Origin of the sequence: Cedecea sp. AS113 (genome assembly GCF_037152415.1) — a bacterium.
GTDB lineage: Bacteria > Pseudomonadota > Gammaproteobacteria > Enterobacterales > Enterobacteriaceae > Cedecea.
On the sequence record NZ_JBBCMI010000007.1, the window covers coordinates 85075 to 110325 of the forward strand.

The window sequence follows — 25251 nt, forward strand, 5'->3', positions numbered from 1 at the left end:
CACGACTGATAAATAATCGGGGCGCCCTTCGGGTAAAGTTATGCAAAAATCCGTTTTAATTACAGGCTGCTCCAGCGGGATTGGCTTAGCCAGCGCGCAGGAGCTACAGAAGCTTGGCTATAACATTCTCGCCGCCTGCCGCAAACCAGCCGATGTAGAGCGCATGAATCAGCTTGGGTTTACCGGCATTGAGCTCGATCTTGACGATGCGGAAAGCGTCCAACGCGCCGCCGCCGAAGTGATTGCCATCACCGGCAACCGCCTGTACGGACTGTTTAATAACGGTGGCTACGGTGTGTATGGCCCGCTGAACGCCATTTCCCGCGAACAGCTTGAGCAACAATTTTCCACCAACTTCTTCGGCACGCACCAGCTCACCATGCTGCTGCTGCCGGCCATGCAGCCTCATCAGGAAGGCCGCATCGTGATGACCAGCTCGGTGATGGGGCTGATTTCCACGCCGGGTCGCGGGGCCTACGCCGCCAGTAAATATGCACTTGAAGCGTGGTCCGACGCGCTGCGCATGGAGCTTCGCCACAGCGGGATTAAAGTCAGCCTGATTGAGCCGGGGCCGATCCGCACCCGCTTTACCGATAATGTCAATCAAACCCAAAGCGACAAACCGGTAGAGAATCCGGGGATTGCCGCACGGTTTACCCTCGGCCCGGAGGCGGTGGTAGCGAAAGTACGCCATGCTTTTGAAAGCCCAAGGCCGAAGCTGCGCTACCCGGTGACCGTGGTAACTCACGTGATTACCGTGCTCCGCCGCCTGCTGCCAGCGTGCGTAATGGACAAAATTTTACGGAGCTGAGTTGAAGTCCCGGCCTCAGCCCCCATGTAAAAAAACAAATGCTTAACAGAGAATCGCCCATGTCCGCAGAAAACATTATTAACATTACCGAAGCGAACCTGCATCAGACGCTGGAACAGTCCATGGCTAAGCCGGTGCTGTTTTATTTCTGGTCTGCCCGCAGCCAGCATTGCGAGCAGTTAACGCCGATCCTGGACAAGCTCGCGGCCCAATACAGCGGCCAGTTTATTCTCGCTAAAGTTGACTGCGACGCCGAGCAAATGGTGGCTTCGCAGTTTGGCCTGCGCTCCATTCCTACCGTCTATCTGTTCCAGAACGGCCAGCCGGTGGACGGCTTCCAGGGCCCGCAGCCGGAAGAAGCGATTCGCGCCCTGCTCGACAAAGTGCTGCCGCGTGAAGAAGAGCTGAAAGCCCAGCAGGCCGTAGAGCTGATGCAGGAAGGCAAGCACGCCGAAGCCCTGCCGCTGCTGAAAGATGCGTGGCAGCTGTCCGGCCAGAACAGCGAAATTGGCCTGCTGCTGGCGGAAGTGCAGATTGCCCTGAACCGCAGCGAAGACGCAGAAGCGGTGCTGAAAACCGTGCCTCTGCAGGACCAGGACACCCGCTATCAGGCGCTGGTTTCCCAGATTGAACTGCTGAAACAGGCCGCCGACACGCCGGAAATTCAGCAGTTGCAGCAGCAGGTTCAAAACGAGCCGGACAACGCCCAGCTCGCCAGCCAGCTCGCGCTGCAGCTGCATCAGGTTGGCCGGAACGAAGAAGCGCTGGAGCTGCTTTACACTCACCTGAAAAAAGACCTGGGTGCCGCCGACGGCCAGGCACGCAAAATGATGATGGAGATTCTGGCCGCGCTGGGCACCGGCGACGCGCTGGCGTCCAAATACCGCCGTCAGATTTATGCGTTGATGTATTAAGCAGAGAGAACGAAAAAAGGCCGGATATTCCGGCCTTTTGTTTATCGGTAAACGCGGATCCCGCCGTCCACCCCATTAGGGCTCAGCAATACCTGCCAAAGCTGAATATTCCTCGCGCGAAATGCGCCCGCACAGGCGTTCAAATAATAGCTAAACATCCTCTTGAAGCGCTCGTCATAATTACGCGAGATATTAGGCCAGCAGCGGAGGAAATTATCGTACCAGGCCATCAGCGTTCTGTCGTAATCGGCCCCGATATTGTGCCAGTCCTCCATAATAAAATGTTTTTCACTGGCGCTGGCAATGTGGCGCACCGAGGGCAAACAGCCGTTAGGGAAGATGTATTTGTTGATCCACGGATCGACGTTCAAATCCGTTTCATTCGACCCAATGGTATGCAGCAGGAACAGGCCATCAGGTTTTAAATTGCGGGCTGCAACTTCAAAATAGGTATTGTAGTTTTTTGGCCCGACGTGTTCGAACATGCCCACGGAAACAATGCGATCAAATTTGCTGTTGAGGTCCCGATAATCCTGCAGCAGGATCTCGACGTCCAGGCCCCGGCAGCGATCCTGGGCCATTTTTTGCTGTTCCGCCGAAATAGTTACGCCGACGACGGAGACACCATATTCCTGCGCCGCATACTGCGCCAGTCCGCCCCAGCCGCAGCCGATATCCAGCAGCTTCATGCCCGCTTTGAGCTGCAGTTTTTCGCAGATCATCCGCAGCTTGTTACGCTGCGCCTCTGCCAGATTTTCCGCGTCTTTCCAGTAGCCGCAGGAATATTGCATATACGGATCAAGCATCGCGGCAAACAGATCGTTGCCAATATCGTAATGTTCTTTGCCGACTATCCAGGCGCGTTTGCGAGACTGCAAATTAAAGACTCTGGCCCCGGCAATACGCAGCAGGTCGGAGAAATGCTTCGGCATTTTGCTGTCCAGGCCGTGGCGCAAAATATGGGTAAATAAAATGTCCAGCCGGTCGCAGTCCCACCAGCCATCCATATAACTTTCACCCAGGCCGAGAGAACCTTCCTGTAATATTCGCTTGAAGAAGTCTGGATTGTTCACCCGAATATCTGCCGGGCCGTTGCCGTCAATATCAATCGCCATGGGTGAAATTAATTCTTCCACAATTTTCTGCCAGCGGTTGTTATTCGCCTGATGCTGCTCAGCTATTATTGTTCCCATTGCTTCCTCACCGGGATAAGTGTTCTTGCCAAATACCGCCCGCCCGATAGCGCGAGCTGCCGAAGCATTCGATACTACGCCTGCTGACACCATGCGTGAAATGAACTTACTCCATGAAAATCATTCCATTTAGGCATAATAAAAATAAAAACAGCAATTAATTCTTCTCGGGTACAGGGATGTTGCTGAATGTTTCAAATTAAGCAGTTAGACTGAATGCAAAACAAACAGGAGGTTTTTTAATGCTTATCGTGATCCCCGTATTAATTCTCGTGGCGCTGGTGATTGTGGCTGCCGGGGTAAAAATCGTGCCCCAGGGCTTCCAATGGACCGTCGAACGCTTTGGCCGCTACACCAAAACCCTGATGCCAGGCCTGAATCTTGTGGTGCCGTTTATGGATCGCGTAGGCCGCAAAATCAACATGATGGAACAGGTGCTCGACATCCCTTCTCAGGAAGTCATTTCCAAAGACAACGCCAACGTCGCCATTGACGCCGTGTGCTTTATTCAGGTGGTTGACGCCCCGCGCGCCGCCTATGAAGTCAGCAACCTTGAGCTGGCGATCATCAACCTGACGATGACCAACATCCGTACCGTGCTCGGCTCGATGGAGCTGGATGAGATGCTGTCCCAGCGCGACAACATCAACACTCGCCTGCTGCACATCGTCGACGAAGCCACCAACCCGTGGGGCATTAAAATCACCCGTATCGAAATCCGTGACGTGCGCCCACCGGCTGAGCTGATTGATGCGATGAACGCCCAGATGAAAGCCGAGCGTACCAAGCGCGCCTATATTCTTGAGGCCGAAGGGATCCGCCAGGCGGAAATCGTCAAAGCCGAAGGTGAAAAGCAGTCGAAGATCCTGAAAGCTGAGGGTGAGCGTCAGTCGGCTTTCCTTGAGGCGGAGGCCCGCGAGCGTAGCGCTGAAGCAGAAGCTCGCGCCACGCAAATGGTGTCCGAAGCTATCGCCAAAGGGGATATTCAGGCGGTGAACTACTTCGTGGCCCAGAAATACACCGACGCGCTGCAGCAAATCGGGTCGGCCAATAACAGCAAAGTGGTGCTGATGCCGCTGGATGCCTCCAGCCTGATGGGCTCCATCGCCGGAATCAGCGAACTTATTGCCCAGAGCGGCACCGAGCGTAAAAAATGATCGACAGCATTCTCGCGCACCCACACGTCTTCTGGCTTGCGCTTGGCGGACTGCTGCTGGCGGCGGAGATGCTCGGCGCCAGCGGCTATCTGCTGTGGAGCGGCGTGGCGGCAGTGATCACCGGCCTGCTGGTCTGGCTGCTGCCGCTTGGCTGGGAAACGCAGGGCGTTTGTTTTGCCCTGCTGACGCTGGTCGCCGCCTTTCTCTGGTGGCGCTGGCTGTCCAGCCGCAGGCAGCAAATTCCAGGTGAAGTGCTGAATCAGCGCGGGCAGCAACTGGTTGGCCGCCGTTTCCGCCTGGAAGCGGCACTGGTCAATGGCCGGGGACATGTTCGCGTGGCCGACAGCAGCTGGCCAGTCACCGCCGATGAAGATCTCCCGGCGGGCAGTGAAGTTGTGGTGCTGGCCGTGGAAGGCATAACGCTCAAAATTAAAGCGGTTTAGTTTATCTCGTGGCGATGGCAGCAGCCGGAAAGATTGTCGATGATCGGGCAATCGGCGCTGTCATCGCCCGGGCAGGCTTCCGCCAGCGTGAGCAAATGCTGGCGCATATTCTGCAGCTCAATAATGTGCCGCTCGATATCCGCGACTTTCTGCAAAGTGCGGGCTTTTACGTCCGCGCTGTGCCGGGCCGGATCGTTAAACAGGCTCACCAGCTCTTTGCACTCTTCCAGATTAAACCCAACCTGACGGGCCTGGCGCAGCAGCGTCAGCTCATCGAGATGCTTTTGCGTATAGCTGCGGTAGCCGTTGTCGGCGCGAAACGGCGGCGTGACCAGCCCTTTCTCTTCGTAAAAACGAATCGCCTTGCTGGTTAGCCCGGTTTTTTTCGCCACATCGCTAATATTCATTTTTGCTCCTTGACCTTCCCCTTGAAGGAAGGTTTAACCTCTTTCATAGTTAACCGAATCATCCTTTCGGTCAATATTTCACCTTACCATCATACAGGAGTCTCGCGATGTCACACATTGTGGATCTGAATCTGGATGGCCTGACCTGCGGCCATTGTGTTAAACGCGTCAAAGAGAGCCTCGAGCAGCGTGCAGACGTTGAGCAGGCTGAAGTCACCCAAACCCACGCCCGCGTTACCGGCAGCGCTACGCCGGAAGCGTTAGTGGAAACTGTCCAACAAGCGGGATACGGCGCAGAAGTCGCCAGCCACCCAAAGGCTGAACCGCTGGCAGAGTCATCAACTCCGTCGGAAGCACTGACAGCGGTCGCCCCTTCGCTTCCGGCAGCGTCTACCGACGATGACAGCCAGCAGTTGCTGATCGGCGGTATGAGCTGCGCCAGCTGCGTCTCCCGGGTGCAAAATGCCTTACAAAATGTACCGGGCGTCAGCCAGGCACGGGTTAACCTTGCGGAGCGTAGTGCGCTGGTGATGGGCACCGCCTCCGCAGAATCGCTGATCAAAGCCGTGGAAAGTGCCGGCTACGGTGCCGAAGCGATTGAAGACGATCAGAAACGCCGCGAGCGCCAGCAAGAAACGGCGAACGCCGCCATGAAACGCTTCCGCTGGCAGGCGATTGTCGCCCTCGCCGTCGGGATCCCGGTGATGGTCTGGGGCATGATCGGCGACAACATGATGGTTACCGAGAGCAACCGCTCCCTGTGGCTGACCATCGGGATTATTACCCTTGCGGTGATGGTCTTTGCCGGCGGTCATTTTTACCGTAGCGCCTGGCGCAGCCTGATGAACCGCTCGGCCACCATGGATACGCTCGTCGCCCTCGGTACCGGCGCGGCCTGGCTCTACTCAATTACCGTAAATATCTGGCCGCAGCACTTCCCGATGGAAGCCCGCCACCTCTACTACGAGGCCAGCGCGATGATCATCGGCCTGATAAATCTCGGCCATATGCTGGAACTGCGCGCCCGTCAGCGCTCTTCTAAAGCACTTGAACGCCTGCTGGACTTAACGCCGCCGACCGCGCGAGTAGTGACGGAAGAAGGCGAGAAAACTTTACCGCTGGCGGAAGTCACCGCCGGAATGACGCTGCGCCTGACCACCGGCGACCGCGTGCCCGTTGACGGGGAAATCACCCAGGGCGAAGCCTGGTTCGACGAAGCGATGCTGACCGGTGAACCGGTGCCGATGCAAAAATCAAACGGCGACGGGATTCACGCCGGGACCGTAGTGCAGGACGGCAGCGTGCTGTTCACCGCCACCGCCACCGGCAGCCACACCACGCTGTCGCGCATTATCCGCATGGTTCGCCAGGCGCAGAGCAGCAAGCCGGAAATCGGCCAGCTTGCCGATAAAATTTCTGCCGTGTTTGTGCCGGTCGTCGTCGCTATCGCGCTGATCAGTGCCGCCATCTGGTACTTCGTCGGCCCTGCACCGCAAATTGTTTACACCCTGGTCATTGCCACCACGGTGCTGATTATCGCCTGCCCTTGCGCCCTGGGCCTTGCCACGCCGATGTCGATTATTTCAGGCGTGGGCCGTGCCGCCGAATTTGGCGTTCTGGTTCGTGATGCAGATGCCCTGCAGCGCGCCAGCACGCTGGATACCGTGGTCTTTGATAAAACGGGCACGCTGACCGAAGGCAAACCGCAGGTGGTCGCCGTGGAAACCCGCGCCGGCGTGGACGAGGTGCAAGCGATACGGCTGGCGGCCGCACTTGAGCAGGGTTCAAGCCACCCGCTTGCTCGCGCCATTATTGAAAAAGCAGGCAGTTCAACGCTGCCGGAAGTGACCTCGTTCCGTACTTTGCGCGGGCTGGGCGTCAGCGGTGAGGTGGACGGGCATAAACTGCTGCTGGGCAATAAAGCATTGCTCGATGAGCAGGGCGTGGACACGCAGCCGCTTGCCGACAGCATTGACGCTCAGGCTCGTCTGGGCGCAACCCCGGTGCTGCTGGCGGCAGACGGCCAGCTCATGGCGCTGTTAGCCATCCGCGATCCGCTTCGTAGCGACAGCATCAGTGCGCTCCAGCGCCTGCACCGTAACGGCTACCGCCTGGTCATGCTCACCGGCGATAACCCGGTGACCGCCAACGCTATCGCCAAAGAAGTCGGCATTGATGAGGTGATTGCGGGCGTGCTGCCGGACGGCAAAGCTGACGCTATCAAGCAGTTACAGCAGCAGGGCCGCCAGGTGGCGATGGTCGGCGACGGCATTAACGATGCCCCGGCGCTGGCTCAGGCCGAGGTAGGGATTGCGATGGGTGGCGGCAGCGACGTAGCCATTGAAACCGCCGCCATTACGCTGATGCGTCACAGCCTGGTGGGCGTTGCCGATGCGCTGGCTATTTCCAAAGCCACGCTGCGGAACATGAAGCAAAACCTGATGGGGGCGTTCGTTTACAACTCGCTTGGCATTCCGATTGCCGCGGGCGTGCTCTACCCGCTGACCGGCACGCTACTCAATCCGGTGGTTGCCGGTGCCGCGATGGCGCTGTCTTCCATCACCGTGGTGAGCAACGCCAACCGCCTGCTGCGCTTTAAACCGAAAGACTAACCTCTCTGCGGCCTTCCCTTCTCCTTTTGAGCGGAAGGCCGACTTTTTCCTTTCCCCTTCCAGCCCAGGGCGTTAGCATGGCTTTTTAGCCAGGGAATCGCGATATGGGTTTGTTCCAACGTCTTAGCGCACTGCTTTCCAGCCTGACAGCCTCTACTTATCCCTGGCCTGCCCTTGATATCACGCTCCCCGGCAAGCGCCATTTGCACCTCGTGGGCAGCATTCATATGGGTACCCGGGACATGGCTCCGCTTTCCTCACGCCTGGTGGACAAACTTCGCGCGGCAGATGCGCTGATCGTCGAGGCAGATATCCGCTCTGGCGATTCGCCGTTCAGCGAAATAGTGGAGGACATCGACCTGGAGGCTCGTCTGGCTCCAGACGATTACCACCAGGTGCTAGGCCTGTGCAGCGAGTTAGGTATTTCACTGAGCAGCATTGAGCACCAGCCCGCCTGGCAGGTGGCACTGATTTTACAGGCACATCAGGCTCAGCGGCTTGGCCTTCGCCCTGACTACGGCATCGACTATCAGCTGCTGGAAGCTGCACAGCGCTACGGCGTGCCTGTCACCGAGCTTGAAGGCGCGCAAAGCCAGATAGAATTATTGAAGGGGTTGCCTGACGGTGGGCTGCCGCTGCTGAACGACACGCTGGAGCACTGGCACACCAACGCGCGGCTGCTGCAGATAATGATTGGCTGGTGGCTGGAAACGCCGCCGCAGCAGGGCAATATTGCGCTACCGAACACCTTTGGCGATGCGCTGTATGACGTTTTGATGCATCAGCGAAACCGCCAGTGGCAGGCGTTTCTGCAACAGCTGCCCGCCGGGCGCTATGTGGTTGCGGTCGGCGCGTTGCACCTTTACGGCGAAGGTAACCTGCCAGAAATGCTGAAAAAAGGATAAAAAAATGGCCAATATTTCTATTGGCCCGTCAAAGAGGAATTTCATTTATTATTCTGTTTATCCCGGCTGCCGAAGCAACCGAAGCTGAATTGTCGCTTAATGTGATGGTTTACGCCATCACTATTATGTAGCGCTATATTACTCGTCAAGTATATCACTATGATTACTATTTTGTGCGTTTTCAAAACAACGAATAAAGAAGGAAACCATGACTCCCGCGGTAAAACTCCTCGAAAAGAACAAAATCAGCTTTCAAATTCATGCCTATGAGCACGATCCGCTGGAAACCAACTTTGGTGACGAAGTGGTCCGTAAGCTGGGGCTAAATGCCGACCAGGTCTATAAAACGCTGCTGGTGGCGCTGAATGGCGACATGAAACACCTCGCCGTGGCAGTGACGCCGGTTGCCGGGCAGCTTGATCTGAAAAAGGTCGCTAAGGCGCTGGGCGTGAAGAAGGTTGAAATGGCGGACCCGATGGTCGCGCAGCGAATCACCGGTTATCTGGTGGGCGGCATTAGCCCGCTGGGGCAGAAAAAACGCCTGCCAACGGTGATTGATGCTCCGGCACAGGAGTTTGCCAGCATCTACATTTCCGGCGGCAAGCGCGGGCTGGATATCGAACTCGCGGCAAGCGATCTGGCGAAACTGCTGGATGCCAGCTTCGCCGATATCGCCCGCCGCGATTAACGCTTAGTTCCAGCTTACCTCGCCCTTAGGTTGGTAAGCATTTACGTCCAGCGGGGAGTTCTGTTCGATGTACTGCTTCAGGACTTCCGCATCGACAAACCCGGTGTTGACGTAGCCCGGCTTTTTATCGATTTCCGGGTAACCATCGCCGCCGGTGCCGTTGAAGCTCAGCGTGGCCATGCGGTAAGTTTTGGCCGGATCAATCGGCTGGTCTTTGATTTTCAGGTTACTCAGCTTGCCGCCGGTTGAGGTGAAGCTGACGTTAGAGAACTGCGGGTAAGCGCCGGAGTCCGGCGTTTTCTGCGCCACCGCCGTCAGGTATTCCTCAACGTCTTTGCCGTTCATGTCGATATAAACCACGGTGTTGCCGAACGGCTGCACCTTGAGCACATCTTTATAGGTAATGTTCCCGGCTTCGATAGAATCGCGCACGCCGCCACCGCTCATCACCGCAAAGTCCGCGCTGGTTCGGGCCATTTGTGCCGCCAGCAATACGCGCGCCAGGTTGGTCTGCACAAAGCGCACTTTGCTGCGGTCCCCTTCCAGATGCCCGTTCACGCTGCCTACTTTCACCTTCAGCGCGGCCTGGCCTTTGTTCTGGAACGGCGTCAGCAGGGAAAGCATCTGCTGGCTTTCGGCGATTTCAGGCGTGTAAAGTACGCGCTCACTTTGCCCGTTGTCGTAGGTGATTTTCTTTTTCAGGTTGATGGGGATCAGCTGATAGTGCACCAGCTTCATCTCGCCGTTGCGGAACTCAAAATCTGCCCGCCCGACGTATTTCCCCCACTCATGCGCCTGCACAATCCAGGTGCCATTTTGCCTGTCCGGCGCGCATGGTGTGCCCGGCACATAATCTTTCTGCTTCTGGTTTTCCTGCGCCATGCAGACCGGATCCTGTGAGTGACCACCCACAATCATCGTCAGCGCGCCTTCCGGCAGGCTTCTTGCCATTTCGACATCGCCCGGCGCATTCGAGCCGTGGTTGCCGTTATCATAGTGGCCCATATGGGTTGCGGCGATGATCACGTCCGGTTTTTCGGTGCCCTGTAGCTCCTGGATCACCAGTTTGGCTTCCTCCGCAGGTTTGCGGAATTCGATGTCGGTGAAGTATTCCGGATTGCCGATTTTAGCCGTATCGTCGGTGGTCAGGCCGATAACCGCCACCTTAATGCCCTGAGGTTTGAAAATCGCATAAGGCTTAAACAGACGCTCGCCGGTACTTTTTTGATAAATGTTGGCGGACAGCAGCGGGAACTTTGCCCATTTTTCCTGCTGGCGCAGCACGGATAAGGGGTTGTCGAATTCGTGGTTGCCGACGGCCATGGCGTCATAGCCAATCAGGCTCATGCCGCGAAAATCCGGTTCAGCATCCTGCAGGTCTGATTCCGGCACGCCGGTGTTGATATCCCCGCCGGACAACAGCAGCACGCTGCCGCCTTCCGCCGCGACTTCTTTACGCACGCTGTCTACCAGCGTTTTTTGCGCTGCCAGCCCGTATTCTCCATACTCATTCCGCCAGAAGTGACCATGGTGGTCGTTAGTATGAAGAATGGTAATTTTATAGGTCTTGTCTTTTTCCCAGGCCAGCGCTGAAGCGCTGGTTAAACTCAATGCCACCAGCAGCGCCGTGGTTATTGTTTTCGCAGCAAACCGCATTGCAAATCTCCATGTCAAAATGTAACTGCGCAGAAATAACAGATAGCGTTCAGGATAGACAGCTATCTTTTCCGAAATGCGACTTTCTTCAAATCCCCCGCGCGAGTATGTTAGCAGGGTAAGAATTTCTTCCGGGCGATCTCCTGCGCCGCCCGCTCTAAAAACAATAACCGTTCGTATAGGTAATTATGGCAAGCTCTCAAACCCTCACCCAGCCGGGTACGCCCCCGGAGCAAAAAAAAGCGCGCACCGCATTTGGGATCCTTGGCGCTATAAGCCTCTCCCACCTGCTTAACGACATGATTCAGTCGCTGATTCTGGCTATTTACCCGCTGCTACAGGCCGAGTTCTCCCTAAGCTTTATGCAAATCGGGATGATCACCCTGACCTTCCAGCTCTCTTCATCGCTGCTGCAGCCGCTGGTGGGCTACTACACAGACAAATACCCGATGCCGTGGTCATTGCCGATCGGCATGTGCTTTACCCTTTGCGGGCTGGTGCTGCTGGCGCTGGCGGGCAGCTTCCCGGCCGTTCTGGTCGCCGCGGCGCTGGTAGGCACAGGCTCTTCGGTATTCCATCCTGAGTCCTCACGCGTGGCGCGTATGGCGTCCGGTGGCCGTCACGGGCTTGCGCAGTCGCTGTTCCAGGTGGGCGGTAACTTCGGCAGCTCTCTGGGGCCATTGCTGGCGGCTATTATTATCGCGCCTTACGGCAAAGGTAACGTGGCGTGGTTCGTGCTCGCTGCTCTGCTGGCTATCGTGGTTCTGCTGCAAATCAGCCGCTGGTACGCCGCTCAGCATAAAATCGCCAAAAGCCGCCCTGCCGTGCCGGTGGTCAACCCGCTGCCGCGCAACAAAGTGATTCTGGCGGTCTCGATTTTACTGCTGCTGATCTTCTCTAAATACTTTTATATGGCGAGCATCAGCAGCTACTTCACTTTCTACCTGATGCAAAAATTCGGATTATCCGTACAAAATGCCCAGATTCACCTGTTCGCATTCCTGTTTGCCGTCGCGGCAGGCACGGTGATTGGTGGCCCCGTGGGGGATAAAATTGGCAGAAAATACGTAATTTGGGGCTCTATCCTCGGCGTCGCGCCATTTACCCTTGTTTTACCCTACGCATCACTTTACTGGACGGGCGTCCTGACGGTGATCATTGGCTTTATTTTGGCCTCCGCTTTCTCGGCCATCCTGGTGTATGCTCAGGAACTGCTTCCTGGCCGTATCGGTATGGTTTCCGGGCTCTTTTTCGGCTTCGCCTTTGGGATGGGCGGCCTGGGTGCAGCCGTACTCGGGTTAATTGCTGACCACACCAGCATCGAGTTGGTCTACAAAATATGTGCCTTCTTGCCGTTACTCGGCATTATGACAATATTCCTGCCCGATAATCGCCACAAAGCGTAGATTTTAGCGGCCAAAGTATTGCTTTGGCCGCATCCTGTCCCCATACCCTTCTGGCAGTCGCCTCAGATAACTGAGTTAAATGCTACTCAGAGCCTATTTTTTATCGAAATGCGCTTTTTATTCAAAATTCAACAATTATTCATAAACGCCGATAAAGAATTTGTCATAAACTGTGTAACAGAACGTTTTGGAACATCGGCCAACCAAAGGAGACGGAATGCATCACGCCACACCGCTTATCACCACCATTGTTGGTGGTCTCGTGCTCGCTTTTTTACTGGGTATGCTGGCTAACAAGCTGCGCATATCTCCGCTGGTGGGCTATTTATTAGCTGGTGTGCTGGCGGGACCTTTTACCCCTGGTTTTGTTGCTGATACCAAACTTGCCCCTGAGCTGGCGGAGTTAGGCGTGATTCTGCTGATGTTCGGCGTCGGGCTGCATTTTTCATTGAAGGATTTGATGGCGGTAAAGGCCATCGCCATCCCCGGCGCCATCGCGCAAATAGGCGTCGCGACGCTGCTGGGCATGGCGCTTTCCTGGCTGATGGGCTGGTCGGTGATGACCGGTATCGTCTTTGGGCTTTGTTTATCGACGGCAAGTACCGTCGTGCTGCTGCGCGCGCTTGAAGAAAGGCAGCTAATTGATACTCAGCGAGGGCAAATAGCCATTGGCTGGCTGATTGTCGAAGATCTGGTGATGGTGCTGACTCTGGTGCTGCTGCCAGCCGTCGCCGGCATGATGGAAAAAGGCAACGTTGGGCTGGTTTCCCTGAGCCTGGATATGGCTATCACCATCGGAAAGGTCGCGGCGTTTATCGCCCTGATGATGCTGGTTGGCCGCCGCCTTGTGCCGTGGATTCTGGCTCGCAGCGCAGCGACAGGTTCCCGCGAGCTGTTTACCCTTTCCGTGCTGGCGCTGGCCCTGGGCATCGCATTCGGCGCGGTTGAATTGTTTGATGTCTCCTTTGCGCTGGGTGCCTTCTTTGCCGGTATGGTGCTGAATGAGTCAGAGCTAAGCCACCGCGCGGCACACGACACCCTGCCGCTGCGCGATGCGTTTGCGGTGCTGTTCTTTGTTTCCGTCGGCATGCTGTTTGATCCGCTGATCCTGATTCAGGAACCGCTGGCGGTACTGGGCACGCTGGCCATCATCATCTTCGGTAAATCCCTGGCGGCGTTCCTGCTGGTGCGCATGTTTGGTCACTCCCAGCGGACCGCGCTGACCATCGCCACCAGCCTCGCGCAGATCGGTGAGTTCGCCTTTATTCTGGCCGGCCTCGGCATGGCGCTGAACCTGTTACCACAAACGGGGCAAAATTTGGTGCTGGCTGGCGCAATTCTGTCGATTATGCTGAACCCAATTCTGTTTGCCGTGCTTGAGCGCTACCTCGAGAAAACCGAAACGCTGGACGAGCAAACCCTGGAAGAAGCCATCGAGGAAGAGAAACAAATCCCGGTGGATATCTGCAACCACGCTCTGCTGGTGGGCTATGGCCGCGTCGGTAGCCTGCTTGGCGAGAAGCTTATTGCCGAAGGTGTGCCATTGGTGGTGATCGAAACCTCCCGCAGCCGAGTGGATGAGCTGCGCGAACGCGGGATCCGCGCCGTGCTGGGCAATGCTGCTAACGAAGAGATCATGAGTCTGGCCCATCTGGACTGCGCCCGCTGGCTGCTGCTGACCATTCCTAACGGCTACGAAGCCGGTGAAATCGTCGCGACGGCCAGAGCAAAATGCCCGGATATCGAAATCATCGCCCGCGCACATTACGACGACGAAGTGGATTACATCACCGAGCGTGGCGCTAATCAGGTTGTGATGGGAGAAAGGGAGATTGCCAATACCATGCTTGGGCTGCTGGTGCCGCCGGTCGCACAAGAAGCGGTGACGGGTTAATGGTCTTTTGGGCAGGTCTTGCACCTGCCCGTTTCAACAAAAGCTGAGCGTTATAGCTCAGCGCTTCAACTTAACGTTCCCAGTAAGACTCTTCGAGACTGTCTTCCCGCTCGGGCAGGCCGCGCGTCAGGCGTGGCGAATGCTGATTCAGGACCTGATAACTCACACGGTTGGCGTATTTGCACACCTGGGCCAGCGAGGAATAAGTCAGCCAGGTCAGCTTGTGTTTGCTGGAATTCGGCACGTTACTGCGGTGGTAATTGTTCGCGGTGATATCGTGCAACAGCGCCGCAAGCGCCCCGTCTCCCGCGCCGTTGGTGTTCATGATCTTCTCCGGGCCGCCCATATATGGCGCGATGTGGGAGTAGATTCGCAGCGGCTCAGCGCAGTCTTTCAGGCGCATCGCGCGGCTAAATTCGAACTGGTTAAATTCGGCAATCGCACCAGGCAGAAGTGGGTGCTGGGTTTTACGCTTCGCGGTCTCTTCGGTATAACCCGCCATATAAAGGCCTACCGGCCCGGCGGTGCAAAGCACCAGGTCAACCCAGTCCAGCGCCTTGTCGGCGGCCAGCAGCGGATCGCTTTCACCGGTTAGCGCTTCACCCTCTTCTTCGTTCATCGCCAGGATCGAAACGTGCTCGCTCAGGAAAGCCTGCCACCAGGTCGGGTTTTCGGCAATCACGTATTTGGTGCCCAGAGTCAGTACCACCGGCACGTTGTGTTTCTTCGCCCAGGCAATCGCCTGCATGGTGGCCTCCGGCATCGGCTCGCCCGGCTTACAGCGCACCAGATAAGAGGTCAGCACCAGCGCGGATGCCCCGGCAATCACTTCTTCCGGAATGCTATCCGCACGTAGCTGGTTCATGTGGCCCGGGCTGATGGCAAAAGTACGCTCGCCCTGGTCGCCAATCAGCGTAAAGCAGCGGCCAATCGGGCCATCAACGCCCTGCAAATAGTTAAGGTCGGTCCGGCTGGAGGTATTGCAGAGGTAGCGGTAGGCGTAGCTACCGATCTCGACATTGCGGCACATTACGCCGAGCAGCACCGAGCGGTCATCGGCCAGCACTGAGTAATTGTGCATGGTATTGCCGATGGTGCCTCCGGCAAACTGGTGGGTAATCAGGTTGTTGTCGACCAGCTCTTTGTAGAGCGCGTCGGCCACATCATCCTCAATCACCAGAGAATGGCCAAAACTCAGCCCGTAGCGCTGTACAAACTCATCGTCCACTTTGGCTTCAATGTCGACCAGCGTTTGGTCGATGCCGACCACCCAGGAAGAGCCGCTTTCTGCTTCAGGCTGAGTTTGCTGTAAGAGCGGGTCGCGGGCGCTGACGGGGAAGTAGTGTTTGGATTTGCGTTTACCGGGAAATTTCATGGTGTCGTTACGGGGCTGGATAATAAGGCGGAGAATAGTAGCATTCCCCGCCTCAGGTTTCTATTTGCGATACCGCTCCACCAGATTCATCATCATCGCGATATGGGCCGGATCGTCATTCAGCGCCGGAATGTACTCGTATTTCGTCCCGCCCGCCTCGATAAACACTTCCCGGTTCTGGACCGCCATCTCTTCCAGCGTTTCCAGGCAGTCAGCGGAGAAGCCCGGGCACATCACCTGAATATGCTTCACGCCCTTTTCGGCCAGCATTTTCAACGTTTCGTCGGTGTACGGCATCAGCCAGGGTTCGCGGCCAAAGCGGGACTGGTAGGTCATCATCACTTTTTCCGGCGGCAGCTCAAGGGCGCTCAGCAGTTCGCGGGTGGTGTCGCGGCAGCGCTGCGGGTAATCATCGCCTTCATTCGCGTAGCGCTGCGGAATACCGTGATAGGAAAGCAGCAGCACGTCCGGTTCACCGTGTTCGGCAAAAGAGCGTTTGACCGAGGCCGCCAGCGCGTTGATGTAAGCCGGCTCTGTCGCGTAGTCGCGAATCAGGGAAATAGAAGGCAGACTGCGGTAATCGGCGAAGATACGCCCCAGCTCGTCCCATACCGCCGCCACGGTTGAGCAGGAAAACTGCGGATAAAGCGGCAGCACCACAATGTGCGTCACGTTCTGCGCCAGGAGGTCGTCCACGGCGCTTTTGAGCGACGGTTCGCCGTAGCTCATCCCTAGCGCAACCGGCGTGTCCGGCAGCTGCTGCGCCAGCGCTTTTTCCTGCCGACGGCTGTATACCATCAAGGGCGAGCCCTCTTCCATCCAGATGGACTGATAGAGTTTGGCGACACGCGGTGAACGGATCGGCAGAATGACGCCGCGCAGCAGCGGCCACCAAAGCAGGCGGGGCGTATCTACCACGCGCTTATCGCTGAGGAACTGACGAAGATAGCGGTTGACCGCCGCCGGTGTCGGGGCGCTCGGCGTACCAAGGTTAGCCAGTAAGATGCCAATTTTTTCCTGATTCATTCCCACCCCTTATCTGTAAATTGCCGTCAATTGTAACGTAAAAGAGCGAAACGAGAACCGATTACAGTGAAAGGGGAAAATAGGGGCAAAAAAATACCAGGGCATGCCCTGGTATTTTTTTGCCGCTACGGGAAATTATCCGAGGATTTTTTCCAGTTCAGCGCGCACGTCAGCCACGGCCTGGGTGCCGTCAACTTTAGCGTATTGGGTGTTACCCGCCTGCGCTTCTTTAGAGTAGTAGCCGATCAGCGGCGCGGTCATCTGATGGTATTCCACCAGGCGTTTACGCACGGTTTCTTCCTGATCGTCTTTACGGGTAGTCAGCTCTTCGCCGGTCACGTCGTCTTTACCTTCAACCTTAGGCGGGTTGAATTTAATGTGGTAAACGCGGCCGGAAGCAGCGTGCACGCGGCGACCCACGATGCGGTCAACGATCAGCTCGTCAGGTACGTCGAACTCCAGCACGAAATCAACCTTGATGCCCGCTTCTTTCATGGCGTCTGCCTGCGGGATAGTGCGTGGGAAACCGTCCAGCAGGAAGCCGTTACGGCAGTCTTCCTGCGCAATGCGCTCTTTAACCAGGGCGATAACCAGCTCATCGGTCACCAGTTTGCCAGCATCCATGATGTCTTTGGCCTGTTTACCCAGCTCTGAACCAGATTTAACCGCAGCACGCAGCATATCACCGGTGGAGATTTGCGGAATACCGTATTTCTCCATGATGAACTGAGCCTGAGTCCCTTTACCTGCGCCCGGTGCGCCGAGCAGAATGATACGCATTGCGTAATTCCCCATACATTTAATTATTCAATCGAATTTGAGGCGAAAACCATACCACTAAAGGCGGTATCATCACAAGAAAGGGAGGTGCTCAGGCTGAAGCCCCGGGCCTCGATTTCGCCTGAATCCCGACCACTTAGCGGCCCTGATGGAAGCCAGAATCGGTTCAGCCAAACAGCATTTTTATTTTTCAACAGCGGCCTTATCCCTTATCTCATCGGGGGAATAATAAGGTTTTCGCCTGGTAATTTATGAACCGTCAGGCTGGCTGAAAAAGGCCTGCTATATAGATTAGGTTTATGTACAGCAATTATAATGACGGCCAACACAGCCTGCCGACGCTGTTTGGCGTCAGGCTGTTAACCAGGAGATCTATTTTGCTAAAAGGAAGAGCGCCCGCCATGAATAAGCCCTTAATTGCCATTATCTGTTGTTTGCTGCTAAGCGGGTGCACATCTCAGTGGGTAAAAACCCGCAGTAACGCGCAGGAGTACACCAGCGCACGAGGAGACTGTGAAACCCAGTCCCAGCAGGCTTTTCCGGTAAGGAATGAGGTTGCACAACGAACTAAGTACACCACTTACTACGAAGCCTGTACTAAAAAAGATGAGTGTGATGGCGAGAAAACCCGGGCGGTAAAAAAGCCAGAAATTGAAAGCTATGTGATGGACGTGAATAGCGAAAGCCGGGACCGGTTATTTAATCAATGCATGGAACTGAAAGGTTGGGAAAGCAAAATAAAGTGGCTGTAATATCTGAAATTCAACATCCATAGCCCGTATTCCGACAGAAAAATAACCTTACTTTTTAAAGCATGAAATTTTCTGCAGTTACTGTGCCTGAATATTTAAGTGAAAAAAAACCACCTGTCGATACAGGTGGTTGTTGTCAGATAATCAATCCGACTTAAGAAACCAGCAGCTGGTTCATGCGGCGGATGAACTGGTTAGGATCTTCCAGCTGGCCGCGTTCAGCTAACAGCGCCTGGTCAAGCAGCAGCTCAACCCACTCGCTAAACTGCGCGTCATCCTGCGTATCCGCAGCGCGTTTCACCAGCGCATGCTCAGGGTTAAGCTCGAAGATGTACTTCACTTCCGGCACTTCCTGGCCCGCAGCGGCAAACAGTTTCGCCATCTGGGTGCTCATGTCGTTGCTGTCGGTGGTGACGATCGCCGGGGTATCGGTCAGGCGATGCGTCAGACGCACTTCCTTCACACGCTCGCCCAGCAGGGTTTTCACGCGGTCCACGAACGGCTCCAGCGCCTTCTCAGCTTCTTTCGCTTCTTCGGTTTCTTCGTCCGTCAACTTATCCAGTGATTCATCGGTCTTGCTGACGGACTGGAACGCTTTCCCGTCGAACTCGGTCAGGTAGCTCATCATCCACTCGTCGATGCGATCGGAAAGCAGCAGGACTTCGATGCCTTTCTTACGCAGCAGTTCCAGGTGCGGGCTGCTCTTCGCCGCCGCGTAGCTGTCCGCGGTGATGTAGTAGATCTTCTCCTGGCCTTCTTTCATGCGGGAGACATACTCTTCCAGCGACACGGTCTGCACGGAGGAGTCGTTGTGCGTGGTCGCGAAGCGCAGCAGTTTAGCGATAGCTTCCTGGTTCGCGTTATCTTCCGCCGGGCCTTCTTTCAACACCAGGCCAAAGTTTTTCCAGAAGGTCTGGTATTTCTCAGCATCGTCTTTCGCCAGCTTGTCCAGCATCTGCAGCACACGCTTGGTCAGCGCGCTGCGCAGGTTCTGGGTCACGCGGCTGTCCTGCAGGATTTCACGGGAAACGTTCAGCGGCAGATCGTTAGAATCTATCAGGCCACGCACGAAGCGCAGGTAGTTCGGCATGAACTGCTCGGCATCCTCCATGATAAACACGCGCTGCACGTAGAGTTTCAGCCCGTGTTTGTGGTCACGGTTCCACATATCCCACGGCGCCTGCGCAGGGATGTACAACAGGCTGGTGTACTCCTGCTTCCCTTCTACACGGTTGTGGCTCCAGGCCAACGGGTCGGTAAAGTCGTGAGCGATGTGCTTGTAGAACTCTTTGTATTCGTCATCGCTAACTTCGGATTTGCTTCGGGTCCACAGCGCCTGAGCTTTGTTGATTTTTTCCCAGCTAACGATGGTCTCACCGTCTTTTTCTTCCTGCTGTTCAATCTCAACCGGCAGAGCGATGTGATCAGAATATTTGCTGATGATGGAGCGAACGCGCCAGTCGTCGAGGAACTCATCTTCGCCTTCACGCAGATGCAGCGTGATTTCGGTACCACGATCGACTTTCTCAATGTCGGCCACGGTGTATTCACCCGCGCCTTCAGACTCCCAGAACACGCCCTGCTCCGCGCTGGCACCGGCGGCGCGAGTGCGAACGGTGACTTTGTCCGCCACGATAAACGCAGAATAGAAGCCTACGCCGAACTGGCCGATAAGCTGGCTGTCTTTCGCCTGGTCAGACCCCATGGACTCGAGGAAAGCCTTGGTGCCGGATTTAGCAATGGTGCCCAGATGATCGATAACTTCATCACGGGTCATGCCGATGCCGTTATCGGCAAGAGTCAGGGTACGGTTGTCTTTGTTAAAAGAGACGCGAACGCGCAGTTCACCGTCACCTTCGTAAAGGCTGGCGTCAGACAGGGCGCGGAAGCGCAGCTTGTCTGCCGCATCGGAGGCGTTGGAGATCAGCTCACGCAGGAAGATTTCTTTGTTTGAATAGAGAGAATGGATCATCAGGTGCAGAAGCTGTTTTACCTCTGACTGAAAACCGCGGGTCTCTTGTCCTTTCATGGTCATTGATACCTCAACAAAATCATACGGGATGAAGAAAACGTTGAGGGGGATATGGTAGCGATTTGTGCCTTTTCAAGCTGGAGGAGGCAAAAACCTCCCCCAACCGATTAAAAATTAATCTTATGGCGACCCAGCAGCGAGTGTGACAGCGTGGTGCCATCCACCATTTCCAGCTCGCCGCCCACCGGCACCCCGTGGGCGATACGGCTGGCTTCAACGCCGTACTGCGCGCACAGCTCGGCAATGTAGTTCGCCGTGGCTTCGCCTTCTACCGTCGGATTAGTGGCAAGAATAACTTCTTTCATCGGCTCGCTGGCAAGGCGCTGCTCAAGGCGATCCAGTCCAATATCGTTCGGGCCAATGCCGTCCAGCGGCGAGAGGTGCCCCATTAAGACAAAGTAGCGGCCTGAGAACTGACCGGTTTGCTCGATGGCGTGAATATCCGCCGGGCTCTCCACCACGCAAATCTGGCCGTTTTCCTGGCGACGTGGATTGGAGCAAATGGAGCAAACTTCCTGCTCGGTAAAGGTACGGCAATCCGCACAGTGGCCAATCTCGGACATGGCGCGGGTCAGCGCCTGAGCCAGACGCATGCCGCCGCTGCGGTCGCGCTGCAGCAGGGCAAACGCCATACGCTGGGCGGATTTCGGGCCAACGCCGGGCAGGCAGCGCAGGGATTCCATAAGGGCTGAGAGTAAAGGACTGGTTTGCATCGCTCGGGCTTGTGAGAAAAAAGTGGGCTATAGCCTAACATTAGCCCCGCGGATGGGTATAGGAAAAGATATCCCCCGCACGAAGGCTCGCCGGGGGAAATGTTTACGCGATGTCTTTGCCGAAACGGCCCTGATTAAAATCATCGATGGCCTGATGAATCTCCTCTTTGGTGTTCATCACGAACGGGCCATAACCCACCACAGGCTCATTCAGAGGCTCACCGCTGAGCAACAGAACCACCGCGTCATTATTGGCTTCGAGGGTCACGCTTTCGCCTTTGGCATCCAGCACTACCAGCTGTGCTTCACGCGCCACCTCTTCACCGTTGACCAGCACCGTGCCTTTCAACACCACCAGCGCCGTGTTCCAGCCGTCTTTCACCGCCAACTGCGTAACGCCTTGTGGGTTCAGGCGCAAATCCCAAATGCTGATTGGCGAGAAGGTCCTGGCCGGGCCTTTGGTTCCGTCAAACTCACCGGCAATCACGCGAACCTTACCGGCATTGTCCGGCAAATCGACCACCGGAATATCGCCGTCGGTAATCGGCTGATAGCCAGGCGCGGTCATTTTGTCTTTTGCAGGCAGGTTAACCCACAGCTGCACCATTTCCAGGCTGCCGCCCGCTTCGCTGAATGCCGGAGAATGGTATTCCTCGTGAAGGATGCCGCTCCCGGCGGTCATCCACTGCACGTCACCCGGGCCAATCACACCGCCGTTGCCCGCGTTATCGCGATGCGCCACTTCGCCTTTGTAGACGATGGTCACGGTTTCAAAGCCACGATGCGGATGCTGATCCACGCCGCGCTGGCCTTTATTGCTCGGCTTAAATTCCGCCGGGCCCGCGTAGTCCAGCAGCAGGAACGGGCTAAGCTGCTCGGCAAATTTTGAGTACGAAAACAGCGACCGAACCGGGAAACCATCCCCCACCCAGTGGGAAGCCGGTGCGGTGTAGACGCCAAGAATTGATTTCATGATTCTCTCCACAAGGGTTGTTTCTGATGGGATAAAGCTTACCCGTCAGACGCTCAGCCCGGTAGAGTGCTAAAATGGACTCAGTGTTCCATAATCAGGACAATAGAAATGCAGGACCTAAACGATCTGTGGTACTTCGTGCAGGTGGTAGACCACGGCGGTTTTTCCCCCGCCAGCCGGGTTATCGACATTCCAAAGTCCCGCCTGAGCCGCCGCATTGCGCTGCTGGAAGAGCGGCTTGAAACCCGCCTGCTGCAGCGCTCGACGCGGAGCTTCACGGTCACCGAAGCCGGGCATATTTTCTACCGCCACTGCAAGGCAATGATGATTGAAGCAGAAGCGGCGCAGGAAGCCATCGACACGCTCAAGTCAGAGCCGCGAGGGCTGATCCGCCTCACCTGTCCGATAGCGCTGCTGCATGTCCACGTCGGCGATATGCTGGCGCGCTTTATGCATCTTTATCCGCAGATTGTGATTCAGCTTGAGGAAACCAACCGTCGCGTGGACGTGCTGAACGAAAACGTTGATTTAGCTATTCGCGTGCGTCCTTTGCCGCTGGAAGACAGCGACCTGGTGATGCGCAAGCTGGCCACCCGCAGCATGTGCCTGGTCGCCAGCCCTGATCTGGTCGCCCGCCAGGGTATGCCTGCGGCACCTACAGATCTCGCCCACTGGCCAAGCCTGGCGCTGGACAGGCCGCAGCAAACTTATCGCTGGTGCCTGTTTGGCCCGGAACAGCAGGAGGTGATTGTTCACCACAAGCCCCGCTATGTGACGACGGATATGATCGCGCTGCGTACCGCGGCGCTGAACGGGATTGGCGTCGTGCAGCTCCCGAAGCTGATGCTTAACGACGCGCTGGCGCGGGGCAAGCTGGTTCACGTGTTGCCAGAATGGCGAGCAAGAATGGAGATCGTGCATGCGGTCTTCCCTTCACGACGAGGGCAGTTACCTGCGGTGCGGGCGTTGATTGATTTTCTGGCGGAGAGCTATCAGGCGCTGGACGAGGAGTAAGAAAACGGCCTTCTCCCGGGCGGGAGAAGGCGGAAAATCATCAGAATGGCATTTTGAAGCCCGGTGGCAACTGCATGCCGTTGGACACCCCAGCCATTTTTTCTTTCTGCGCTTCGCCGATACGGCGAGCGGCATCGTTGAAGGCTGCGGCAACCAGGTCTTCAACCATCTCTTTGTCATCTTCCATCAGGCTTGGGTCGATTTCGACACGGCGGCAGTTGTGCGCCCCGTTGATGGTGACTTTCACCAGGCCCGCGCCGGACTCGCCGGTGACTTCCATGTTGGCGATTTCTTCCTGAGCCTGGGCCATTTTTTCCTGCATCTGCTGGGCCTGCTTCATCAGGTTACCCAGACCGCCTTTTCCAAACATAATCTTCTCTCTTTCATCGGGCCAGCCCTCACAGAATGCGAGAGTGGCTATCAGGGTTTCACACTATGCCGCGCCAGGCGAGGCATATCAAACAGGGCGAATACTATCTTCATCCAGCTCAGCATCAAAGAACCTTTGCAGAGTCTGAATATTGCTGTCGTTGCTCATCGCCTCGCGCGCCTGCGCCAGCTTCTCTTCGTAGATAGCCTGACGCCACTCCAGCGGCGTACGGCGAACCAGATTATCATCTTCAATAATAGTCAGTTCTATCGCTTCGCCATGGTGCGAACTCAGGGCATCTGACAGCGTTTTTTGCGCCGATGGCGAATTCAGGTGGCGCTGGCCAGGACGCAAATGCAGGCAAACCCGGTTGCCGTCCACCTCTTTCCAGGCGTTAAGCGCCAGCTGTTGTACCAGCTTTGGCAGCACCAGCTGATTGATTTCCGCCGCCCATTCATCGCGCTCGATAGCCTCTTCGGCCAGCTTCTGCGCTAGCTCCGGCGTTTTTTCATGCTCAAGCGCCTTTTTCAGCGCCTTGGGCGTAGCGACCGGTTCAGGGGCGACTTCCGTCGGATTTTGTGCCTTCCAGCGATAGGCTTCAGGCTTCGCTGGTTTTTCCAGCGCCGTCGGCGCAGGGCGCGCCTGAACGCGTTCGGTCACCGAGGCCAAACGTTCCAGCGCGGAGCTTTTTGCCGGCCGCGCTAGTCGTTGCGCTGCCGGCTCATTCTTTTTTGCTTTATCAGCCTCCTGCTGGCGCATCAGTTGGCTGCGCGCCTGGAGGATCTGGCTGGTGGCATCCGGCAGCGGAGGGGCTTCCCGGTCCGGCGGCGGTGCCGCCTGCTGCTGCCTTACCGCTGGCTGGTGTGAGACCGGGTTAATCACCGGAATGCTTGCCGCCTGGCGAGGTGCTTCCGGCTCAGGCAGCGGCTTGCGCGGATGGAAAGCCAGCGCGCGCAGCAGCGTCATTTCTACGCCCATGCGGCGATCCGGCGCCCACGGCAGCTCTTTGCGGCCAATCAGCAATGTCTGGTAATAAAGCTGCACGTCGGCCGGGGGAACAACGCGGGCAAGCTCTCGCATGCGCTGTTCGATGGCTGCCATATCGCTGCCAAGGGCAGATGGAGAAAGCTGAACCATCGCCACGCGGTGTAGCAGCGCGGACATTTCTACCAGCAGAGCTTCCCACTCCACGCCGCGAGCGGCTGCGTCGTTAAGCAATGCCATGACTCGCTGGCCGTCAGCCTGGACGACAGCTTCAATCAGCGACAGCGCCTGGTCATCATCCAGCGTGCCGAGCATAGCGCTGACGGCGGCGGTGGTGACCTTCCCGTCGCCGCTGGCAATCGCCTGGTCGGTGAGGCTCAGCGCATCACGCAGGCTGCCGTCCGCCGCGCGGGCTAACAGCTGCAGCGCGCGGGGCTCGCTCACGACCTTCTCTTCACCAAGAATATGCTCCAACTGATGGCGGATCTGTTCGACGTCCAGCGCTTTCAGGTGGAATTGCAGGCAGCGAGAAAGAATGGTCACCGGCAGCTTTTGCGGATCGGTAGTTGCCAGCAGGAATTTTACGTGCGGAGGCGGCTCTTCCAGCGTCTTAAGCAGCGCATTAAAGCTGTGGCGCGAGAGCATGTGCACTTCGTCGATAAGGTAGACTTTAAAGCGGCCACGCGCGGGGGCGTACTGCACGTTGTCCAGCAGATCGCGGGTGTCTTCTACTTTGGTGCGCGAGGCGGCGTCTATCTCAATCAGGTCGACAAAGCGGCCCTGTTCTATTTCGCGGCAGTTATCGCAGACGCCACAAGGGGTCGCGGTAATACCGGTTTCGCAATTCAGCCCTTTCGCCAGCAGACGGGCGATTGAGGTTTTCCCCACCCCACGAGTGCCGGAAAAAAGATACGCATGGTGGATGCGGCCCAGCGACAAACCATTAGCCAGCGCGGTCAGTACGTGTTGCTGGCCGACAACATCAGCAAAAGTTTGGGGGCGCCATTTGCGGGCTAAGACCTGGTAGCTCATCTGGAGTTAGGCTCTGGTTCGCGGGAAAGGTGAATCGAGGGGGTAATGCTAACATAAGCCCCGCCCGCAGGGCGAGGCTTGTGATATCTGACTGGATATTGACGCTTTAAAAGC

The 25251-nt window shown here is 56.5% G+C and carries 22 protein-coding genes and 1 other annotated feature; of the genes, 11 read left to right on the forward strand and 11 right to left on the reverse strand.

The features are described 5' to 3' along the window. Positions 1 to 40 precede the first annotated feature (40 nt). Positions 41 to 811 carry an SDR family oxidoreductase gene (locus WFN87_RS10440; protein WP_008460234.1) on the forward strand — a complete coding sequence of 257 codons (771 nt, stop codon included), beginning with the start codon at positions 41 to 43 and terminating at the stop codon, positions 809 to 811. Positions 812 to 870: 59 nt separating this feature from the next. Beyond that, positions 871 to 1725, forward strand: a complete 855-nt coding sequence (locus tag WFN87_RS10445) for a co-chaperone YbbN (protein ID WP_166990630.1) — start codon at positions 871 to 873, stop codon at positions 1723 to 1725. Positions 1726 to 1766: 41 nt separating this feature from the next. Here the strand turns inward: WFN87_RS10445 and cfa are convergent, their stop codons facing one another. Next, positions 1767 to 2918 (reverse strand): cyclopropane fatty acyl phospholipid synthase, encoded by a 1152-nt coding sequence (gene cfa, locus WFN87_RS10450; protein ID WP_166862309.1) that lies wholly within the window; start codon positions 2916 to 2918, stop codon positions 1767 to 1769. A 242-nt stretch (positions 2919 to 3160) separates the two neighbouring features. On the opposite strand from cfa, the gene WFN87_RS10455 reads away from it, so the two are divergent. Both WFN87_RS10455 and WFN87_RS10460 read left to right on the forward strand, forming a co-directional pair. Continuing rightward, positions 3161 to 4075: an SPFH domain-containing protein gene (locus WFN87_RS10455; protein ID WP_008460237.1), complete on the forward strand. Its 915-nt coding sequence runs from the start codon at positions 3161 to 3163 to the stop codon at positions 4073 to 4075. Next, the gene (locus tag WFN87_RS10460) at positions 4072 to 4518 is read left to right on the forward strand and encodes an NfeD family protein (RefSeq protein WP_166990627.1); all 447 of its coding nucleotides are present in this window, start codon (positions 4072 to 4074) and stop codon (positions 4516 to 4518) included. The genes WFN87_RS10455 and WFN87_RS10460 overlap by 4 nt, the downstream gene beginning before the upstream one ends. Here the strand turns inward: WFN87_RS10460 and cueR are convergent. Further along, complete coding sequence (gene cueR / locus WFN87_RS10465) at positions 4515 to 4925, reverse strand: Cu(I)-responsive transcriptional regulator (RefSeq protein WP_008460239.1); 411 nt, start codon at positions 4923 to 4925, stop codon at positions 4515 to 4517. The two genes, WFN87_RS10460 and cueR, sit on opposite strands and share 4 nt — an antisense overlap. 107 nt (positions 4926 to 5032) lie before the next feature. Here cueR and copA point away from each other — a divergent pair, with 107 nt between their 5' ends. The 3 genes from copA (at position 5033) to ybaK (ending at position 9130) form a co-directional block, all read left to right on the forward strand. Then, a complete protein-coding gene (gene copA, locus WFN87_RS10470; RefSeq protein ID WP_336982036.1) occupies positions 5033 to 7537 on the forward strand; it encodes a copper-exporting P-type ATPase CopA in 2505 nt (834 codons plus the stop codon). Positions 7538 to 7641: 104 nt separating this feature from the next. Further along, positions 7642 to 8442 (forward strand): TraB/GumN family protein, encoded by an 801-nt coding sequence (locus WFN87_RS10475; RefSeq protein ID WP_336982034.1) that lies wholly within the window; start codon positions 7642 to 7644, stop codon positions 8440 to 8442. A 208-nt stretch (positions 8443 to 8650) separates the two neighbouring features. Next, entirely contained in the window at positions 8651 to 9130 is a 480-nt protein-coding gene (gene ybaK / locus WFN87_RS10480) for a Cys-tRNA(Pro)/Cys-tRNA(Cys) deacylase YbaK (RefSeq protein ID WP_008460244.1), read from the forward strand. A 3-nt stretch (positions 9131 to 9133) separates the two neighbouring features. Here ybaK and ushA read toward each other — a convergent pair whose 3' ends face one another. Then, a complete protein-coding gene (ushA, locus tag WFN87_RS10485; protein WP_166871867.1) occupies positions 9134 to 10786 on the reverse strand; it encodes a bifunctional UDP-sugar hydrolase/5'-nucleotidase UshA in 1653 nt (550 codons plus the stop codon). 188 nt (positions 10787 to 10974) lie between these two features. Here ushA and WFN87_RS10490 point away from each other — a divergent pair, with 188 nt between their 5' ends. Both WFN87_RS10490 and ybaL read left to right on the forward strand, forming a co-directional pair. Continuing rightward, positions 10975 to 12192, forward strand: a complete 1218-nt coding sequence (locus WFN87_RS10490; protein WP_008460246.1) for an MFS transporter — start codon at positions 10975 to 10977, stop codon at positions 12190 to 12192. Between the two features lie 217 nt (positions 12193 to 12409). After that, positions 12410 to 14086: a YbaL family putative K(+) efflux transporter gene (gene ybaL / locus WFN87_RS10495; protein ID WP_336982031.1), complete on the forward strand. Its 1677-nt coding sequence runs from the start codon at positions 12410 to 12412 to the stop codon at positions 14084 to 14086. Between the two features lie 70 nt (positions 14087 to 14156). Here ybaL and WFN87_RS10500 read toward each other — a convergent pair whose 3' ends face one another. The 3 genes from WFN87_RS10500 to adk all read right to left on the reverse strand — a co-directional run bounded on the left by WFN87_RS10500 (position 14157) and on the right by adk (position 17267). Continuing rightward, entirely contained in the window at positions 14157 to 15461 is a 1305-nt protein-coding gene (locus WFN87_RS10500; protein WP_008460248.1) for an inosine/guanosine kinase, read from the reverse strand. Positions 15462 to 15521: 60 nt separating this feature from the next. Then, positions 15522 to 16487, reverse strand: coding sequence for a ferrochelatase (hemH, locus tag WFN87_RS10505; protein ID WP_008460250.1), 966 nt, complete (start codon positions 16485 to 16487; stop codon positions 15522 to 15524). Positions 16488 to 16622: 135 nt separating this feature from the next. Next, positions 16623 to 17267, reverse strand: a complete 645-nt coding sequence (adk, locus tag WFN87_RS10510; protein ID WP_008460251.1) for an adenylate kinase — start codon at positions 17265 to 17267, stop codon at positions 16623 to 16625. A gap of 401 nt (positions 17268 to 17668) precedes the next feature. Here adk and WFN87_RS10515 point away from each other — a divergent pair, with 401 nt between their 5' ends. Then, positions 17669 to 18019: a hypothetical protein gene (locus tag WFN87_RS10515; RefSeq protein WP_008460252.1), complete on the forward strand. Its 351-nt coding sequence runs from the start codon at positions 17669 to 17671 to the stop codon at positions 18017 to 18019. Positions 18020 to 18173: 154 nt separating this feature from the next. Here WFN87_RS10515 and htpG read toward each other — a convergent pair whose 3' ends face one another. The 3 genes from htpG to WFN87_RS10530 all read right to left on the reverse strand — a co-directional run bounded on the left by htpG (position 18174) and on the right by WFN87_RS10530 (position 21737). Next, the gene (gene htpG, locus WFN87_RS10520) at positions 18174 to 20048 is read right to left on the reverse strand and encodes a molecular chaperone HtpG (protein ID WP_336982028.1); all 1875 of its coding nucleotides are present in this window, start codon (positions 20046 to 20048) and stop codon (positions 18174 to 18176) included. Between the two features lie 110 nt (positions 20049 to 20158). Beyond that, positions 20159 to 20764: a recombination mediator RecR gene (gene recR, locus WFN87_RS10525; RefSeq protein WP_008460255.1), complete on the reverse strand. Its 606-nt coding sequence runs from the start codon at positions 20762 to 20764 to the stop codon at positions 20159 to 20161. Positions 20765 to 20867: 103 nt separating this feature from the next. Next, the gene (locus tag WFN87_RS10530; protein WP_008460257.1) at positions 20868 to 21737 is read right to left on the reverse strand and encodes a pirin family protein; all 870 of its coding nucleotides are present in this window, start codon (positions 21735 to 21737) and stop codon (positions 20868 to 20870) included. A 108-nt stretch (positions 21738 to 21845) separates the two neighbouring features. Between WFN87_RS10530 and WFN87_RS10535 the strand changes: the two genes are divergently transcribed. Next, on the forward strand, positions 21846 to 22751 hold the full coding sequence (locus WFN87_RS10535; protein WP_336982026.1) for a LysR family transcriptional regulator: 906 nt from the start codon (positions 21846 to 21848) through the stop codon (positions 22749 to 22751). A gap of 40 nt (positions 22752 to 22791) precedes the next feature. Here WFN87_RS10535 and WFN87_RS10540 read toward each other — a convergent pair whose 3' ends face one another. Together WFN87_RS10540 and dnaX are read right to left on the reverse strand one after the other, a co-directional pair. After that, positions 22792 to 23121, reverse strand: coding sequence for a YbaB/EbfC family nucleoid-associated protein (locus WFN87_RS10540; RefSeq protein WP_008460260.1), 330 nt, complete (start codon positions 23119 to 23121; stop codon positions 22792 to 22794). 87 nt (positions 23122 to 23208) lie between these two features. Next, positions 23209 to 25137, reverse strand: coding sequence for a DNA polymerase III subunit gamma/tau (gene dnaX, locus WFN87_RS10545; RefSeq protein ID WP_336982024.1), 1929 nt, complete (start codon positions 25135 to 25137; stop codon positions 23209 to 23211). Then, positions 23809 to 23873 (reverse strand) — a sequence feature (DnaX frameshifting element). Its footprint overlaps the gene before it by 65 nt. Positions 25138 to 25251 lie beyond the last annotated feature (114 nt).

Bases quoted from the DNA above. Each gene is read 5' to 3' on its own strand.
- WFN87_RS10440 (WP_008460234.1), top strand. From the start codon at position 41: ATGCAAAAATCCGTTTTAATTACAGGCTGCTCCAGCGGGATTGGCTTA.
- WFN87_RS10445 (WP_166990630.1), top strand. From the start codon at position 871: ATGTCCGCAGAAAACATTATTAACATTACCGAAGCGAACCTGCATCAG.
- cfa (WP_166862309.1), bottom strand. From the start codon at position 2,918: ATGGGAACAATAATAGCTGAGCAGCATCAGGCGAATAACAACCGCTGG.
- WFN87_RS10455 (WP_008460237.1), top strand. From the start codon at position 3,161: ATGCTTATCGTGATCCCCGTATTAATTCTCGTGGCGCTGGTGATTGTG.
- WFN87_RS10460 (WP_166990627.1), top strand. From the start codon at position 4,072: ATGATCGACAGCATTCTCGCGCACCCACACGTCTTCTGGCTTGCGCTT.
- cueR (WP_008460239.1), bottom strand. From the start codon at position 4,925: ATGAATATTAGCGATGTGGCGAAAAAAACCGGGCTAACCAGCAAGGCG.
- copA (WP_336982036.1), top strand. From the start codon at position 5,033: ATGTCACACATTGTGGATCTGAATCTGGATGGCCTGACCTGCGGCCAT.
- WFN87_RS10475 (WP_336982034.1), top strand. From the start codon at position 7,642: ATGGGTTTGTTCCAACGTCTTAGCGCACTGCTTTCCAGCCTGACAGCC.
- ybaK (WP_008460244.1), top strand. From the start codon at position 8,651: ATGACTCCCGCGGTAAAACTCCTCGAAAAGAACAAAATCAGCTTTCAA.
- ushA (WP_166871867.1), bottom strand. From the start codon at position 10,786: ATGCGGTTTGCTGCGAAAACAATAACCACGGCGCTGCTGGTGGCATTG.
- WFN87_RS10490 (WP_008460246.1), top strand. From the start codon at position 10,975: ATGGCAAGCTCTCAAACCCTCACCCAGCCGGGTACGCCCCCGGAGCAA.
- ybaL (WP_336982031.1), top strand. From the start codon at position 12,410: ATGCATCACGCCACACCGCTTATCACCACCATTGTTGGTGGTCTCGTG.
- WFN87_RS10500 (WP_008460248.1), bottom strand. From the start codon at position 15,461: ATGAAATTTCCCGGTAAACGCAAATCCAAACACTACTTCCCCGTCAGC.
- hemH (WP_008460250.1), bottom strand. From the start codon at position 16,487: ATGAATCAGGAAAAAATTGGCATCTTACTGGCTAACCTTGGTACGCCG.
- adk (WP_008460251.1), bottom strand. From the start codon at position 17,267: ATGCGTATCATTCTGCTCGGCGCACCGGGCGCAGGTAAAGGGACTCAG.
- WFN87_RS10515 (WP_008460252.1), top strand. From the start codon at position 17,669: ATGAATAAGCCCTTAATTGCCATTATCTGTTGTTTGCTGCTAAGCGGG.
- htpG (WP_336982028.1), bottom strand. From the start codon at position 20,048: ATGAAAGGACAAGAGACCCGCGGTTTTCAGTCAGAGGTAAAACAGCTT.
- recR (WP_008460255.1), bottom strand. From the start codon at position 20,764: ATGCAAACCAGTCCTTTACTCTCAGCCCTTATGGAATCCCTGCGCTGC.
- WFN87_RS10530 (WP_008460257.1), bottom strand. From the start codon at position 21,737: ATGAAATCAATTCTTGGCGTCTACACCGCACCGGCTTCCCACTGGGTG.
- WFN87_RS10535 (WP_336982026.1), top strand. From the start codon at position 21,846: ATGCAGGACCTAAACGATCTGTGGTACTTCGTGCAGGTGGTAGACCAC.
- WFN87_RS10540 (WP_008460260.1), bottom strand. From the start codon at position 23,121: ATGTTTGGAAAAGGCGGTCTGGGTAACCTGATGAAGCAGGCCCAGCAG.
- dnaX (WP_336982024.1), bottom strand. From the start codon at position 25,137: ATGAGCTACCAGGTCTTAGCCCGCAAATGGCGCCCCCAAACTTTTGCT.